Source organism: Pseudomonadales bacterium, from assembly GCA_024234435.1.
Taxonomy (GTDB): Bacteria; Pseudomonadota; Gammaproteobacteria; order Pseudomonadales; family Porticoccaceae; genus JACKOF01.
The window spans coordinates 1,366,601-1,382,243 of record JACKOF010000001.1 but is presented as its reverse complement, the minus strand read 5'-3'; the positions used below and the strand labels follow the sequence as shown (position 1 = coordinate 1,382,243).

At 48.5% G+C, this 15,643-nt stretch carries 15 protein-coding genes and 4 tRNA genes; 14 read left to right on the top strand and 5 right to left on the bottom strand.

Going from position 1 to position 15,643, the window contains the following annotated elements; all coding sequences use genetic code 11:
* The first annotated feature begins 32 nt into the window (after positions 1-32).
* The 5 genes from pheT to H7A02_06420 all read left to right on the top strand — a co-directional run bounded on the left by pheT (position 33) and on the right by H7A02_06420 (position 4,307).
* A complete protein-coding gene (gene pheT, locus H7A02_06440; GenBank protein MCP5171885.1) occupies positions 33-2,411 on the top strand; it encodes a phenylalanine--tRNA ligase subunit beta in 2,379 nt (792 codons plus the stop codon).
* Between the two features lie 9 nt (positions 2,412-2,420).
* Positions 2,421-2,723 carry an integration host factor subunit alpha gene (ihfA, locus tag H7A02_06435; protein MCP5171884.1) on the top strand — a complete coding sequence of 101 codons (303 nt, stop codon included), beginning with the start codon at positions 2,421-2,423 and terminating at the stop codon, positions 2,721-2,723.
* Positions 2,704-3,060, top strand: a complete 357-nt coding sequence (locus H7A02_06430; protein MCP5171883.1) for a MerR family transcriptional regulator — start codon at positions 2,704-2,706, stop codon at positions 3,058-3,060. The genes ihfA and H7A02_06430 overlap by 20 nt, the downstream gene beginning before the upstream one ends.
* Before the next feature lie 89 nt (positions 3,061-3,149).
* Positions 3,150-3,226: transfer RNA gene (locus H7A02_06425), tRNA-Pro, on the top strand.
* A 172-nt stretch (positions 3,227-3,398) separates the two neighbouring features.
* Complete coding sequence (locus tag H7A02_06420; GenBank protein MCP5171882.1) at positions 3,399-4,307, top strand: TIGR01777 family protein; 909 nt, start codon at positions 3,399-3,401, stop codon at positions 4,305-4,307.
* Between the two features lie 12 nt (positions 4,308-4,319).
* Here the strand turns inward: H7A02_06420 and queD are convergent, their stop codons facing one another.
* Complete coding sequence (queD, locus tag H7A02_06415; protein MCP5171881.1) at positions 4,320-4,676, bottom strand: 6-carboxytetrahydropterin synthase QueD; 357 nt, start codon at positions 4,674-4,676, stop codon at positions 4,320-4,322.
* A gap of 136 nt (positions 4,677-4,812) precedes the next feature.
* Here queD and H7A02_06410 point away from each other — a divergent pair.
* The 8 genes from H7A02_06410 to pepN all read left to right on the top strand — a co-directional run bounded on the left by H7A02_06410 (position 4,813) and on the right by pepN (position 11,710).
* A tRNA-Val gene (locus H7A02_06410) sits at positions 4,813-4,888 on the top strand.
* Positions 4,889-4,902: 14 nt separating this feature from the next.
* Positions 4,903-4,979 (top strand) — tRNA-Asp (locus tag H7A02_06405).
* A 243-nt stretch (positions 4,980-5,222) separates the two neighbouring features.
* Positions 5,223-5,990 carry a hypothetical protein gene (locus H7A02_06400; GenBank protein ID MCP5171880.1) on the top strand — a complete coding sequence of 256 codons (768 nt, stop codon included), beginning with the start codon at positions 5,223-5,225 and terminating at the stop codon, positions 5,988-5,990.
* A 136-nt stretch (positions 5,991-6,126) separates the two neighbouring features.
* Positions 6,127-7,038, top strand: a complete 912-nt coding sequence (locus H7A02_06395) for an NAD(+) kinase (GenBank protein ID MCP5171879.1) — start codon at positions 6,127-6,129, stop codon at positions 7,036-7,038.
* Between the two features lie 8 nt (positions 7,039-7,046).
* Positions 7,047-7,898 (top strand): rhomboid family intramembrane serine protease, encoded by an 852-nt coding sequence (locus H7A02_06390; protein MCP5171878.1) that lies wholly within the window; start codon positions 7,047-7,049, stop codon positions 7,896-7,898.
* Between the two features lie 21 nt (positions 7,899-7,919).
* On the top strand, positions 7,920-8,189 hold the full coding sequence (locus H7A02_06385) for a DUF1315 family protein (protein ID MCP5171877.1): 270 nt from the start codon (positions 7,920-7,922) through the stop codon (positions 8,187-8,189).
* A gap of 25 nt (positions 8,190-8,214) precedes the next feature.
* Positions 8,215-9,042, top strand: a complete 828-nt coding sequence (locus tag H7A02_06380) for a DUF2797 domain-containing protein (protein MCP5171876.1) — start codon at positions 8,215-8,217, stop codon at positions 9,040-9,042.
* 16 nt (positions 9,043-9,058) lie between these two features.
* On the top strand, positions 9,059-11,710 hold the full coding sequence (gene pepN / locus H7A02_06375) for an aminopeptidase N (protein MCP5171875.1): 2,652 nt from the start codon (positions 9,059-9,061) through the stop codon (positions 11,708-11,710).
* 351 nt (positions 11,711-12,061) lie between these two features.
* Here the strand turns inward: pepN and H7A02_06370 are convergent.
* Positions 12,062-13,146 (bottom strand): IS3 family transposase gene (locus H7A02_06370; GenBank protein ID MCP5171874.1). Its coding sequence is split into 2 segments (ribosomal slippage): positions 12,062-12,885 and positions 12,885-13,146, totalling 1,086 coding nucleotides; the frame shifts between segments, so codons are not numbered across the junction.
* Positions 13,147-13,428: 282 nt separating this feature from the next.
* Between H7A02_06370 and H7A02_06365 the strand changes: the two genes are divergently transcribed.
* Positions 13,429-13,827, top strand: coding sequence for a hypothetical protein (locus H7A02_06365; protein ID MCP5171873.1), 399 nt, complete (start codon positions 13,429-13,431; stop codon positions 13,825-13,827).
* Positions 13,828-14,148: 321 nt separating this feature from the next.
* Here the strand turns inward: H7A02_06365 and H7A02_06360 are convergent.
* The 3 genes from H7A02_06360 to mutY form a co-directional block, all read right to left on the bottom strand.
* Positions 14,149-14,224: transfer RNA gene (locus tag H7A02_06360), tRNA-Phe, on the bottom strand.
* An 83-nt stretch (positions 14,225-14,307) separates the two neighbouring features.
* Positions 14,308-14,580: an oxidative damage protection protein gene (locus tag H7A02_06355; protein ID MCP5171872.1), complete on the bottom strand. Its 273-nt coding sequence runs from the start codon at positions 14,578-14,580 to the stop codon at positions 14,308-14,310.
* 19 nt (positions 14,581-14,599) lie between these two features.
* A complete protein-coding gene (gene mutY / locus H7A02_06350) occupies positions 14,600-15,643 on the bottom strand; it encodes an A/G-specific adenine glycosylase (GenBank protein ID MCP5171871.1) in 1,044 nt (347 codons plus the stop codon).

Here is a 15,643-nt window from a genome sequence, read left to right as displayed (position 1 = left end):
TATCTTAAAGTAAATAATAGATTGGTTTTTATATGAAGTTCAGTGAATCCTGGTTGCGTGAATGGGTTAATCCGGCTATCGATAGTGACGAGCTGGTCGCACGCGTCACAATGGCTGGCCTCGAAGTCGACAGTGTGGAGCCGGTAGCGCCAGAGTTTAGTGGTGTTGTGGTCGGTCAGATTACCGCTATTGAGCCACACCCCAATGCTGATAAGTTGCGTGTGTGCCAAGTGTCCGGAGGTGAGAGTGGATCTGTGCAAGTGGTCTGCGGTGCACCCAATGCGAGGTTGGGGTTGAAAATCCCTTTTGCCACTATTGGTGCAGTTCTTCCGGGCAACTTTAAAATTAAAAAAGCCAAGCTGCGCGATGTTGAATCGTTCGGCATGCTTTGTGCGGAAAAAGAGTTGGGTGTATCGGATGCTGATGAGGGGTTGTGGGAGCTGCCTGATGATGCCCCTGTGGGGGAGGACATCCGCAGTTATTTGAACCTCAACGACCGTATCATCGAGGTTGATTTAACCCCAAACCGAGGCGATTGCCTGAGTATTCGTGGATTGGCACGCGAGGTGGGTGTTATTGGACAGGTTGCCGTTAATGAAGTGAATTGCCAGCCAGTGCCTGCTGTTGTCGAAGATGTTGTCGACGTTGCCCTGATGGAGCCGCAAGCCTGTCCTCGGTACGCAGGGCGAGTGATTCGCAATATTGACGTCTCTGTTGAAACACCGCAATGGATGCAGGAAAAGCTTCGCCGTAGCGGGTTGCGTTCGATTGATCCGGTCGTTGATGTGACCAACTATGTGTTGCTGGAATTGGGGCAGCCTATGCATGCCTTTGACCTGAACAGGTTGAGTGGTGGTATTAAAGTCAGAATGGCTAAACCGGGAGAGCCGTTGGCATTGCTGGATGGCTCGGAGGTGAAACTCCAGGCTGACACTCTGGTTATTGCGGATAATTCCGGTGCCATAGCAATGGCTGGCATCATGGGTGGCGATCTCACTGCAGTAGGTGATAATACGCGTGATATCTTTCTGGAGAGTGCTTTTTTTGATCCCGTCTCCATTGCCGGAAAGCCGCGTAACTACGGCCTGCATACGGATTCTTCCCACCGATTTGAGCGAGGTGTAGACACTCGGTTGCAGGCAGTGGCTATTGAGCGGGCAACGGCGCTGTTGCTGGATATTGTTGGTGGCGAACCTGGCCCGGTTGTGCTGGCAGAATCCAGTGAACATATGCCTGCAACCGCCAGTGTCGCTCTCAGGAAACGGCGCCTACAGCAGCAGTTGGGAATGTCGTTTCAGTCCGATGACATCAGCCAGATGATGGCCGGTCTGGGTCTAAGACAGCTCTCCGTGGATACGGATGGCTGGGTTTTTGCTGCGCCCAGCTGGCGTTTTGATATTCAGATTGAAGCAGACCTTGTGGAAGAAGTAGCACGTATTCACGGTTATAATCGACTGCCAACGTCGTCAGTATCGACATCGCTGGAAATACGGCCAGGTAACGAGAAAATGCTTGATCTGGCTACTCTTCGCAGCAAGTTAACTGTTTCTGGCTACAGAGAGGCGATTAGTTACAGTTTTGTTAATCCCGCTGTCCAGCAAGTGCTTGATCCGGAAACAACGCCCGTCGTATTGGCTAACCCTATCGCCAGCGATATGGCTGTTATGCGAACCACATTGTTGTCAGGTTTGCTGCCGCTGGTACGCCATAACCTGAACCGTCAGCAATCGCGGATTCGCCTGTTTGAAACCGGGCTGAGATTTCAGCTTAATGAAGGTCTGCAGCAGCAGCGTGTTATTGCCGGGGTGATTACCGGGGCTCGCCATCCAGAGAGTTGGGCTTGCGGCAGTGATGCGGTGGATTTCTTCGATATTAAAGGTGATGTTGAAGCGTTGTTGTCAACAGGGAAAAGCGCCAACGATTTTTTATGGAGTCCTGCTTCTCTGTCTTACTTGCATCCAGGACAGTCGGCCAGAGTGACGCGCGGTGAGAAAACAGTGGGTTTTGTCGGGAGATTGCATCCGTTTGTCCAGAAGGCTCTGGATATTTCCCAGCCCGTTTTCGTGTTTGAGTTGCTGCTGGCAGAGCTGCTTTTGAATGAGTTACCGACCTTTTCAGATATCAGCAAGTTCCCAGAAGTTCGCCGTGATTTGGCAGTAGTTGTTGACCAAAACGTGACTTCCGGGCAGTTGTCAGAGGTTGTAACTGCTGCTGCCGGGGAGCATTTTGTTAACTTAAAGGTTTTTGATGTTTATCAAGGCAAAGGTATTGAAAACAATAGTAAAAGTGTTGCAATGGGGTTGACCTTTAGGCATGCTTCCCGCACGCTTACGGAAGATGAGGTTAGTGTCGCCATCGAAAAAGTTGTTGCGGCGCTTCACAACGAGTATTCAGCAGTGCTTAGAGGATAAGGGGTTGATATGTCTGCCTTAACAAAAGCAGATCTGGCAGAAATGCTATTCGAGGAACTGGGGTTGAATAAGCGCGAAGCCAAGGAGTTGGTGGAAGGTTTTTTTGAAGAGATTCGGCAAGCACTGGAAGATAACGAGCAGGTAAAGTTGTCAGGTTTCGGTAATTTTGATTTGCGAGATAAAAAAACCCGGCCTGGGCGCAACCCTAAAACAGGTGAAGAAATCCCGATTTCTGCGCGCCGAGTAGTGACCTTTAAGCCAGGTCAAAAATTGAAAGCAAGGGTGGAGAGCTATGCTGGAACCGAGCAATAACGATCAACTACCGCCTATTCCCGGCAAGCGTTATTTCACGATCGGTGAAGTCAGTGATCTGTGTGATGTGAAACCACATGTGCTCCGTTACTGGGAGCAGGAATTCCCCAGTCTGAGTCCTGTTAAACGCCGTGGTAACCGCCGCTATTATCAGCGTCAGGATGTGCTTTTGATTCGTCAAATACGTTCCCTGCTTTACGATCAGGGTTTTACTATTGGCGGTGCACGCCAGCGTCTGACGGGCGAGGGTGCGAAAGAAGAAGCTACCCAGATAAAGCAGCTTGTAGAGCAGACAGTCAATGAGCTGGAAGAGCTTTTGCTGGTTCTTAAGCATTAATTATTCTTTAGGTGAGCAGACCTTAAATATTTCTTGAATTGAAAAGCGTATCCGCTATCATGTGCGCCTTCTGAAAACCCCTGTTTTATCGGAGCGTAGCGCAGCCTGGTAGCGCACCACACTGGGGGTGTGGTGGTCGTCGGTTCAAATCCGGCCGCTCCGACCAGTTAGACAAAAAAGCCTCGGTGTTCCCGGGGCTTTTTTGTGTCTGTTTTAAACGGGAGGTCAGCAATATCTGATGGAGCGTTATTTTCCGATTTTTTGTGAGTATCTATTTAGTAACCATTTCTATTCATTCACATGTTATCTAGACTGTATATCATGAAATAGGTGGTGGCATGGTTGATCATTATTTACTGATGACAGGAGGAACCGGCTTTCTTGGTCAGGCGTTATGTCGGCACGCGCTTTCCAGGGGGCACAGGGTTGCTGTATTAACGCGTAACGTTATCCGCGCGGGCGACTTGCTTCCGAAAAACATTGGTCTTTTTTCCTCTCTGAATGATGTGGCGGATCTGGAGAAGGTGACTTGTCTTGTCAATCTGGCGGGTGAGCCACTCATCAACGGTCGCTGGAACAAAGCGCGTAAAGAAAAGTTTATGGCCAGTCGTGTTGGCACGACGCAGTCGCTGTATGCCGATTTTAGCCAGCGGGGGTTTGCCCCCCGGCTTGTCGTCAATGGCTCCGCGGTTGGTTATTATGGCCCTCACGAGGACAGACTACTGGATGAATCCGGCAAGTTTCACGATTCGTTTTCTCACCAGCTCTGTGCGGCCTGGGAAAACGCAGCAAAGCAATTTACAGAGCTTGGCAGCAGGGTCTGCCTGGTTCGCACGGGCATTGTTCTGGATAAGGAAAAGGGTGCTCTTGCCAGAATGCTACCGTCATTTCGGATGGCGCTAGGTGGAGTCATCGGTAACGGCAAGCAGTGGATGCCCTGGATTCATGTAGAGGATTTTGTCGGCCTGGTGTTTCACTTAATCAGGCGTTCGGATATTCGTGGTGCAGTCAATGCGACTGCTCCAAACCCGGTGACTAATAAACAGTTCACCAAAATATTGGGGGCGGTTCTCCACCGACCAGCGGTTTTCAGAATACCTGGGCCAATGGTTAGGTTAATTTTTGGAGAAATGGCTAAGGAACTGTTACTCAGCGGTCAAAAAGTTTATCCGCGCAAAGCTCTTGAAACCGGGTACGAATTTAAATTCCCACAGCTTGAGGCGGCGCTGAAAGATTTACTGGCCTAGCATTTCTCGGGTTTAGTGGCCGCTGTAAATAGCACCGCTGGTACAGGTTTCCCGTACCTGCACTTTGCTGAGTAGGGGCAGGGAGGGTTTGAGCTGTTGCCAGATCCAGCGTGCGATATTCTCGCTGGTTGGGTTTTCAAGGCCTTTAATATCGTTCAGGTAGTTGTGGTCCAATTGCTCATATACAGGCTTGAAATGCTCTTTCAGTTCGCCAAAATCCATTACCCAACCGGTCTGTTCGCCTGCATCACCGCTGAGAAAAATGGTGATGTTATAAGAGTGCCCGTGTAGGCGGCCACATTTGTGCCCAGGTGGTACATTGGGCAATAAATGAGCGGCTTCAAAAGTGAATTCCTTGAAAATTTCCATCATATGTACAACGTCAATCAGGTTAATTCTGCTGGGGGCGGCCATCTTAATACCGCTGTAAAATTAAGTATAGATAATCGCGCTAATAAGGTTTGACAAGACCCATGAATTCGGTAGAATGCGCGTCTCTTTCGGAGGGTGGTTAGCTCAGCTGGGAGAGCATCGCCCTTACAAGGCGAGGGTCGCAGGTTCGATCCCTGCACCACCCACCATGAAAGAATGTCGCGGCCCGGTAGTTCAGTTGGTTAGAATGCCGGCCTGTCACGCCGGAGGTCGAGGGTTCAAGTCCCTTCCGGGTCGCCATATTTGAGTAAAGCAAAAAGGCCGTCTTTTTAGACGGCCTTTTTTCGTGCGCGAGAATGTCGAAGTACTTTACATATATTGATGTTGAAAAGTTTTTTAAAATTTAACTTGTTTAAGGGTATTGTTCCTTTTGTGTGAATTTTGCTTTACGTATGCGGGCTCTTTTGATACGGTCAGTTCGTTTATTGGGGACTTGGCGACATAGCTAAGCTACAGTGGGCGCACTAGCTCAGGGAAGGGGTCATGACTAAAAGAATAAAGCTTAATTTAAATATCATCTTAGTATTTGTTGGTTTTTTTGTCTCTCAGGGAAGTGCTGCATTTATTTTTGTTGGTGAAAACATCAATTACTCTTTACCGGGAGTAATTTCTTATGTTGATAATCGAGATAATATTCTGGAATCAACTTTCGGTCTCACTGCAAACGTTGGCGATAGCTATAGCACTAATGTCCGTTTTGATTTGGGAGTTTTTATTAGCCCAAACGGAATTATTCCTCCCAATAATGAGCGCGCCTTCTATGTTGTGAGCGGAGGGCCTTTTTCTGAAGATACGCCTCCTCAAACAGAACAATCTGTATTCATTAATGGCCAATTAGTTTCTTACTTCGCTTCAGAAAGTGGCGGAAGTACTTCACATAGTTTAGTTATCCAAAATAATCTGGAGTTAGGCGATTCAAGTTTCCCAGACATTGTTGATATGTGGGTGTTGCGGCAATTTTTAGGTTTGGGAGCTAATGATAGTCAGTTGGTGTTGCAAGTTGAGTTTATCTACGATGCTGGTTTTATAAATAATACGGATTTATTCCTTCCTGATGATTTGACAGGTTTGATTGGAAGCCGCTTCGTTTTGGAAATTGATACAGCAGGAAATATCCCTCTTCTTGTTGGTAGTTCCTTACGGGCTACACCTCCTGCAGAGATTTCAATACCCGCAACATTGTGGTTAATACTGATGAGTTTGGGAGTGATGGTAAGTATTGTTAAGCCTCGCAATGAACTTCTGTGCTAGTACATAGATGGCAAGTGTATTTATAAAGAAGCATTAATTTACCAACACTCCGTAAAAGGCCGTCTTTTTAGACGGCCTTTTTGTGTGTGCGGTGTATAATTGATGCCAGGTTTTCTTTGAGCTTGCCAGATAACAAATGGATCACTTCAAACATATAGCAATTGTTGCCAACACACATATTTCGCAGGTACAGCATTCCGTTGAGCAGCTGGCTGCCTTGCTGCTTGGCCGCAGCATTGAGGTGTTGTTGGAAGCGGAAACGGCAAAAAGATTGGGCATGGTTGATTTGCCGGTCATGCAGGAGAGCGATCTACAGAACAAAATTGATCTGGTCATTGTTGTTGGTGGAGATGGTAGCATGCTGGCGGCAGCGAGGCATCTGGTGGATTACCAGGTGCCGCTAATGGGTATCAATCGTGGCAGATTGGGTTTTCTTAACGATATTTTACCCGCGGATATTGAGCGGGATGTTACCTTGGTTTTACAGGGTGATTTTATAGAATCGACGCGTTTTTTACTGGATGTGGAAATCAAGCGCGATCAGCAGTTAATTGGTACAGGTAACGCGTTAAACGATGTAGTGCTGCATCCGGGCAAGTCGGTGCGGATGATGGAGTTTGAGCTCACCATTGATGGCAAGTTTGTATACAGCCAGCGCTCAGATGGCCTGATTGTTTCCACCCCAACGGGGTCGACTGCCTATGCACTTTCCGGGGGCGGGCCTATTTTGCACCCCGGCCTGGATGCTATAGGGCTGGTTCCCATGAATCCGCATACCTTAACCAGCAGGCCTATTGTGGTGAGCGGTAACAGTTCGATAGAAATTCTTGTGGGAGCCCGAAACGAATTGCACCCTTTTGTCACTTGTGACGGGCAGGAATACATCAAAACTGAGCCGGGTGATATTATTCATATTCGCAAAAAAAACCGCCTGTTGCGATTAATTCATCCGCCGGGCCATAATTTTTATGAGACCTGCCGCTCCAAGCTGGGTTGGGGAAGTCGTCTCGACTTTTCCAGGGATACTGACATGCGGGAAGACGGTTAGCTGTAAAAGTGAAGGAATTAAACTGGACTTTAGTGGCAGAATTTCCGGCGGAAGCGAATCTGGTTATTGCCTGTCGTCAGCTGGACTACTTGAATATTCGCTATGATTTACGGCGCTCTTCCGGGGTGCAGCAACTATGGGTGGCAAACCCGGAGCAGGTCGACCAGGTTGTTCAGATTCTTCAGATAACGGTGCCGCCAACCGAGATGGATTCTGCACCAGCTCGGAAGCAAGCCTTGCTTGCCGGTTTTGAACGCTTTCCGGTCGTTTGCATTACGCTGGTTTTAGGGGTTCTGGGTGCATTGGTGGTGCCCTTTCAGTTTGACTGGGTTCACTGGCTGACCTTTCAGGAATTTGTCATTGTTGGTGATCAGATAGGCTTTCGTGCTGCAGAGGAATCCTTTGATAAAGGCCAGTACTGGCGTCTTTTAACACCAGCTTTTTTGCACTTTGGTATTTTTCATATTGCATTTAACAGTCTTTGGCTGTGGGAGTTAGGCCGCAGGGTTGAATTGTTGGTGGGGAGCGCACAGTCTGCTGTTATGCTGTTGCTAATGGCAGTAGGTGCCAATATTGCCCAATACTGGTGGAGTGGCCCCTCGCTGTTTGGCGGCTTGTCTGGTGTGGTTTACGGCTTGTTGGGTTATCTGTGGATTCGCCATAAAATTGCACCGCAGCGCTTAACCCAACTGCCCAGAGGCGTTGTCGGGTTTATGCTGGCTTGGCTGTTTATCTGCATGACCGGGGTGATTGATGCGCTGATGGCGGGCAGTGTCGCTAATGCAGCCCACGCCGGAGGCCTTTTGATAGGTATGGCTCTGGCTGTTTCCGGCGCTCCAAAGGCAAAAAATAATCGTTAAAACCACGAAAGTTTGAATATTATGGATTTACAGCAACTTATCAGCAGTATCACCCCGGAGGCTTACAGTAAGCTCCGTCAAGCAGTTGAAATCGGTAAGTGGTCTGACGGCACGCCGTTGACATCAGAGCAGAAAGAAAACTGTTTACAGGCAGTGATTGCCTATGATGCTGCTTTTAAACAGGAAGAGGACAGGGTGGGTTTTATCCACACCAAAAAGCATAGCCATTGTGGTGGCGAGGGCAAGGTTGAGCCATCTGACGATCAGCCTAAGCCATTAAAGTGGAATTAATAATGGTTCTTTTGGAAACCGGATCATGACAGAGCAGTACGCCGGTCATTTACAAAAGATGGCCACCAACCTTTCGGACAGGGTTGAATATCAGCTACCGCTGGATGATGTCTGGTTGCCGCTGAATAACTTGCTTGGCAGTAAAATCAGTTTGCAATTCGTTGGTGAAATTCACTGCACCCACTGCGGCAGACGCAGCAATAAAAGTTTTAACCAGGGGTATTGTTACCCCTGTTTTAAAAAACTGGCGCAGTGTGATCAATGCATTGTCAGCCCGGAAAAATGTCATCATCATTTGGGAACCTGTCGTGAGCCGGAGTGGGGTGATCAGTTCTGTATGACAGACCATATTGTCTATCTGGCGAATTCGTCCGGGGCCAAAGTGGGTATTACCCGAGCCAGTCAGTTGCCTACGCGCTGGATTGATCAGGGTGCAGTTCAGGCTTTACCGATACTGAGAGTTAAAACCCGCTACCAGTCTGGTCGGGTGGAAGATATCTTGCGTCAGCATGTGGCTGACAAGACTAACTGGCGGACGATGCTGAAGGGTCATGTTGAGCCAATAGATTTACTTGCGTTAAGAGATGCATTATTTGATCAGTGTGATACGGAATTAAAAGGGTTAGAGCAGAAATTCGGCCTGCAGGCTTTGCAGAGGCTTGAGGATGAAAGCGCCCTTGATATTCGGTATCCGGTGCTGGAGTACCCGACGAAAGTCACCAGTCACAATATGGATAAAACCCCATTGGTGGAGGGTACGCTAATGGGCATCAAGGGGCAGTATTTAATGCTGGACACTGGTGTCATAAATATCCGTAAATACACCGCTTACAAGGTTAACGTCACTTACTAATACAGGGTTCAATGCAGTGTTCAGAGACTCTCAACCGCGTACCATATATCTGAAAGATTACCGCCAGCCTGATTTTCTGATTGATCATACAGAGCTTTACATCAATATCCATCCGGGCCAAACCCGGGTGACTTCTATGCTGCAAATCAGGCGCAACCCGAATGTTGCCGATGCCTCTTCTACACTGGTTCTGCATGGCCAGCAGCTGGAATTGTTGAATATACGGATAGATGGTGTCGAGTTGCCGAAAAATCGTTATCGGGTTACTGCTGACGAGCTGCATATTGATGACTGTGATGCCGCGTTTACCCTTGAGACTGAAGTATTGATTCACCCGGAGAAGAATACTTCACTCGAAGGATTGTACCGCTCTCGCACCATGTATTGTACTCAGTGCGAGGCGGAAGGCTTTCGTAAAATTACCTATTATCTGGATCGTCCGGATGTCATGTCTGAATTCACCACCACCATTGAAGCCGACAACGAGTTTCCGGTGCTGCTTTCCAACGGCAATCTGGTAGCGCAAGGACAGGTCGAAGGGGGACGGCACTGGGCCAAATGGCATGATCCCTTTCGCAAACCCAGCTACCTGTTTGCGTTGGTGGCGGGTGATCTGGCTGTGGTGGACGACAGTTTTACAACCTGCAAAGGGCGAGAGATCAAGTTGCGCATATTTGTTGAAGAGAAGGATCTAAACAAATGTGATCACGCCATGCGCTCGCTGAAAAATGCCATGCGCTGGGATGAGGATGTTTATGGACGGGAGTACGATCTCGATATTTTTATGATTGTGGCCGTTGATGACTTCAATATGGGTGCCATGGAAAACAAGGGCCTCAATATTTTTAATACCTCATGTGTGCTCGCGGCACCAGAAACTACAACCGATTTTGCGTTTCAGCGAGTGGAAGGGGTTGTTGCTCACGAATATTTCCACAACTGGTCAGGCAATCGGGTAACCTGCCGTGACTGGTTCCAGCTGAGCCTCAAGGAGGGTTTTACCGTATTCCGAGATTCCGAGTTTTCTGCCGATATGGGCTCTCGCACCGTTAAAAGGGTAGAGGAGGTCAGCTGGTTGCGTACCGCCCAGTTTGCTGAAGACTCAGGTCCTACTGCCCACCCGGTGCAACCGGCATCTTTTATGGAAATTTCCAACTTTTATACGCTGACTATTTATGAGAAGGGTGCGGAAGTTGTGCGTATGGTTCGCACATTAATCGGACCTGAATTGTTTCGCGCAGGCAGTGATTTGTATTTCGAACGTCACGACGGGCAAGCAGTTACCATTGAAGATTTCGTGGCCGCCATGTCGGAAGTCAGTGGTCGCGACTTCAACCAGTTTATGAACTGGTATCGCCAGGCCGGAACGCCAAGGCTTGATGTGCGGGGAGAATACCTCGCTGACAAGCAGCAATACCAGCTGCACTTTCATCAGCATTGCCCAGCCACCCCTGAGGCAACAGAAGCTGAAAAGCAGCCGTTTCTGATTCCGGTTGCCGTTGGCCTGGTGACTGACAATGGCGATTTACCCTTGACGACTGATGGAAAAACCGAGCAGGTCATAGAGCTGACGGATACCGATCAAACCATTGTCTTCAACAATGTGCCTGTTCAGCCAGTGCCTTCGCTTTTACGGGGCTTTTCCGCGCCAGTGAAACTGAGTTTTCCTTATAGCCTTGATGACTACTCTTACCTGATGAGTCACGATACTGATGGGTTTAACCGTTGGGATGCTGGCCAACGACTGGCCGTCGCACTCATGCAACAGCTGGTTGAGGATTACCGAAAGGGCGCGCCACTGGTTCTGGATAACCGTTTGGTCAATGCTTTTGCCGCAGTTCTGGCAGACGCTAACCCCGACAAGGCCATGCTAGCACTGATTCTGACTCTCCCGACAGAGGCCTATCTTTCAGAGCTGGCTGATACGGTTGATGTTGACGGTATCCATTACGTGCGGCAGTTTGTTCGAGCGGAATTGGGCCAACAGCTCGCCCAGGAATTTATGGTTGTATATCGAACCGCCAGCGAAGCACTTTCAGCAATGGAATATCAGCCCAGTGCCGAACAAATTGGCCTGCGCAGCCTGAAAAACCTGGCGCTTGCCTATCTGGTGGCAGGGCGGCACACAGACTCGCTATCGTTCACAGAGCACCTGTTGGCAGATTCAGCCAATATGACCGACACCATTGCCGCACTGAATTGCCTGCTGAATGATTCCCGGGATGAGGCGAAGGCGTTAGTGCCCGATGTTCTTGAAAGCTTTTATCAGAAGTGGCAGCACGAATCCCTGGTGGTTAACCAGTGGTTTCAGTCTCAAGCCATGTGTTCGCTACCTGGTGGTCTGGAACGAGTACAGCAACTGATGGAGCATGAAACGTTCGATATTAAAAACCCCAACAAGGTACGTGCCGTAATAGGCGCTTTCTGTAGTGCGAATGCGGTTAACTTCCATCGGCAGGATGGCCTCGGCTATCAATTTCTGGCAGACAACGTGATCACCCTTGACAGACTGAATCCGCAAGTAGCTTCGCGGCTACTCGCACCTCTGTGTAAATGGCGTCGTTACTCTAATGAAAGGCAGCAGTTGATGAAGGCACAGCTGGAAAGAGTTGTTGCTGTACCTGATTTGTCGAAAGACGTTTATGAGATAGCCAGAAAGAGCTTGTAATGTAGTAATCGGCATTGATTTCAGTGCGGCAATAAGCGCGCTCTTCTTCGCGCCCCTCGGTTTACCGACATACGGCTGATGTTGTCTGGACACTCATCTTAATTCAATGCTGACTATTTTAATCCGATGATTTACTGGTAAAAACTATCAGCGATAGATGCCTATCTTATTGCGGGGTTGAGGCCTACGGCTCTAAACAAACGGGTAGAGTTGGGGGATGAAAAACCCTAAATATTTTTCATCCTTCGGGCGCCTTTTCAGGTATCCAAAAATCTAAGGTGGTCGTGTTTTGTCGAATCAAAGGGTTGTTCTGTAATCCCCCCATTTATAACCGTCTTTTTGAGTAGAGGGTTAAGCTGCTTGTAGCAGCTGTCTTGGGGGTATACCTCCAATAGCCATATTGGGCCGCTCGTTATTGTATTGCCAAAGCCACTCTGTCGCCAAAAGCTGGGCATGGGCAATGCTCTCAAACTGATGCATATCCAACCATTCATGCCGAGCGGTCCGGTTGAATCGTTCAATATAGGCATTCTGTGTGGGTTTGCCCGGTTGGATATACAGCAGGGTAATCCTGTGTGCGTTTGCCCACTCCACTAATGTCTGGCTCAGATACTCCGGGCCATTGTCACACCTTAGTGCTGTGGGTTTACCTCTCCATTCGATAATCTGGTCCAGCACACGCGTTACCCTTGCTGAAGGCAATGAGGTATCCACTTCAATACCTAGGCCTTCACGGTTGTAATCGTCCAGCACATTGAAGGTACGGATTAGTCTCCCATCTGTCAGTTGATCCGACATAAAGTCCATCGACCACACCTGATTCGGTGCCTTAGGTACATCAAGCTCACCGGGATAGTCCCGTTTAATACGACGCCGGGGTTTAATCCGCAGATTCAGCTCCAGCTCACGATAAATGCGATACACCCGCTTGTGGTTCCAGCCATAACCTTTCACATTACGCAGATACAGAAAACACAGGCCAAAGCCCCAGCGTTTGTGCGTGGTCGTCAGTCTCAGCAGCCAATCCGCTATCTGCTGGTTCTCACTGGACAGCTTAGCCTTGTACCGATAGCAGGTCTCACTGATCCCAAAGGTCACACAGGCTAACCGTATACTGACGCCATCCCGTTCAACGACTTTTTTCGCCATCGTTTTACGACAGGATGACTTTACAGCTTTCCCTCAAGCGCTTCCTGGCGAAGCTCTGCCTTAATTCTTTCCTCAGCGTACATCTTCTTCAACCGGGCGTTCTCGGTCTCCAGTTCTTTGAGCCGCTTCATTAACGCTGCATCCATACCGCCGTATTTGGAACGCCACTGATAAATCAGTGCTGTGCTGACGCCATGTTCACGCGCCAGTTCTGTGACCGGCACACCGGCTTCGTGCTGCTTCAAAATGGACAGAATCTGGCTGTCTGAAAACTTCGACTTCTTCATAGATAACTCCTAGTGATAACATCATAAAAGTCTCTACTTAAAAGCGCGATTATTTTTCGGGGGGATTACAGTTCTTGTCCAGCACCGGCCATAAAAAAACCCCGCTAATAAAGCGGGGTCTTGTTTATGGTGCCAGGGGCATAACGGAATTGAGTTCTTAATAGCATGAAAATAAAGGGAATAATTGATTTTAAATAGTGGGCATACCCCCAAAGTTACCCCCCTGTTAAGTATCTACTCCGTGAACTAGAATGCGAGTTTATTGATACAAGGAAGTGAGCTATGAAACGAATATGTTTGTTGGTGCTATTTTTATTCTCAAGTGCGGCTTGGGCTCTACCGTATCGCGATTTAGTTAGTTACTCAGAGGGGATTGCGGTTTCAATCTCCAAGGGCGCAAGGTTTGAATTACAGTCTGTTGAACCCACAATGAAGGTACCGGTGTATACCTATAAGGTAATCTTTGCCACAGATAGCGCGGAATTAATGAGCTTGAAAGATGCCGCAACAAACCCCTCATCATTCGCTACAAACACCGGCAAACGGCTTGCGTGGGAAGCTAAATATTGTACGGCAGAGCTCAAGCGTATCATGCTGCGCCATGGACTTGATATGGTTGCTGCTGAAATTACAGATATGAAAATGCAGACTCAGATGATAGCTGTGTGCTTCGCTGAGTAGATAGCGGCTGATTTTGGGCGGATGTACCTATCCTTTTGCTGCTGTATTGGTAAGCACCATTGGGTTTGACCTCCAAAAAAAGCCCTTTTTCATCGCTGATTTTGTAAGGTTTTTCCTTGGGCTTTGCCTGCCTGATTTTTGGGTCTGTTAGTGCCATTTTTACCCCTTTTTGGGGTAACTAGTTTTCAGATGAGAAAGTTACCCTCAATATGGCCTATATGCTTCTAGACCAATGTGGACTCATAAAAGGGATTTTAAGTTATAACCCCCTGCCGAATAAGGGGGTTTTTAGACTTCTTTGGACTAACAAAGAATGGTAGATGGTGCCCAGGGGCGGAATCGAACCACCGACACGAGGATTTTCAGTCCACTGCTCTACCGACTGAGCTACCTGGGCATTCTCTTGGACACCTGACGATGCTGCGAGAGGCGCGTATTAAACCTTCTCGTCTTCACCTCGTCAAGGGTGATACTGCAAAATTAATGGGAAGGGGGAACATAACCCTCGGCTGCATCTACTTCATCGCCACTGAGGAATTTGCCACGTTGCTCTGCGAGGTAAGTTCTGGCAGATAAATCCATCATGTTCAGGTGCTTTTCATTAATCAGCATGGTCTGGTGGGCTAGCCAATCCTGCCAAGCCTGCTTCGAAACTGTATTGAAGATATCTTCTCCGGCAGAGCCGGGAAAGGGGGGGGAATCCAGTCCTTCCATTTCTTTTCCGTATTTTTTGCATAACACTTTGCGAGCCATATTTATTTCCTGAAAAACATTAATATTGAGTGATTTCGGTTAACAAGTTTTTGATAGGCGTTGCTGTACCTTGTGTCAGAGGTTCATCCGGATAATGCCAGATCAATGGCGGAGTATCCATTACCGCTGATTGTTGTTCAGTTTCGACAATTGTAGGGCGATAGTCTAAATGAAAATGGCTGAAGGTGTGTCGTTGTTGTGGCAGGGATTGCCAACTTTTGACTTTCAGTCCGTAATTCAGGCAAAGGGGCGCAATTTCACCTTCCTGGCCGCACTCGGGAAAGCTCCACAATCCGCCCCAGATACCGGTAGCGGGGCGCTTTTCCAAAAGGACTTGCCCCCTGTTGTTTCGCATAATCAGCAACAGTATGTTTTTTACCGGCTGTGTTTTTTTCGGCTTGCTCCCCGGGAAATCTGATTGGCGCTTTTGCCTGAATGCGATGCAGTCTTGTTGTAACGGGCAGCCAGGGCAGTCGGGTTTGCTGCGAGTGCAGAGTGTTGCACCAAGATCCATAATGGCCTGGGTGTAATCGGCTGTACGTTCTCCTGGAGTGTACTCTTCAGCTTTTTCCCACAACAGTTTGCTAACAGCCGTCTTGCCAGGCCAGCCTCCGATTGCGTGGTATCGTGCCAATACGCGTTTGACATTACCATCCAAAATAGTGGCTTGCTGGTTGAAAGCAATTGCGCAAATGGCGCCTGCTGTTGAGCGCCCGATTCCCGGCAGATTTTGCAGTGCTTCAACGCTATTGGGAAATTCTCCCTGATACACCTCAACAATCTGCTGTGCTGTTTTATGCAAGTTGCGGGCACGGGCGTAATAGCCGAGCCCCGTCCAAAGATGGAGCACATCATCCAATGCAGCGGCGGACAAAGAGGCAGCATCGGGAAACCGCTGCATAAATCTCTGGTAATACGGAATAACGGTAGTGACCTGTGTTTGCTGCAGCATGATCTCGGAGACCCAAACCCGGTAGGCATTGATATTCTGTTGCCAGGGCAGGTTTTTACGCCCGTGCAGGTCAAACCAGTTCAGCAATGTTGCCGCAAAAGTATCAGGCAT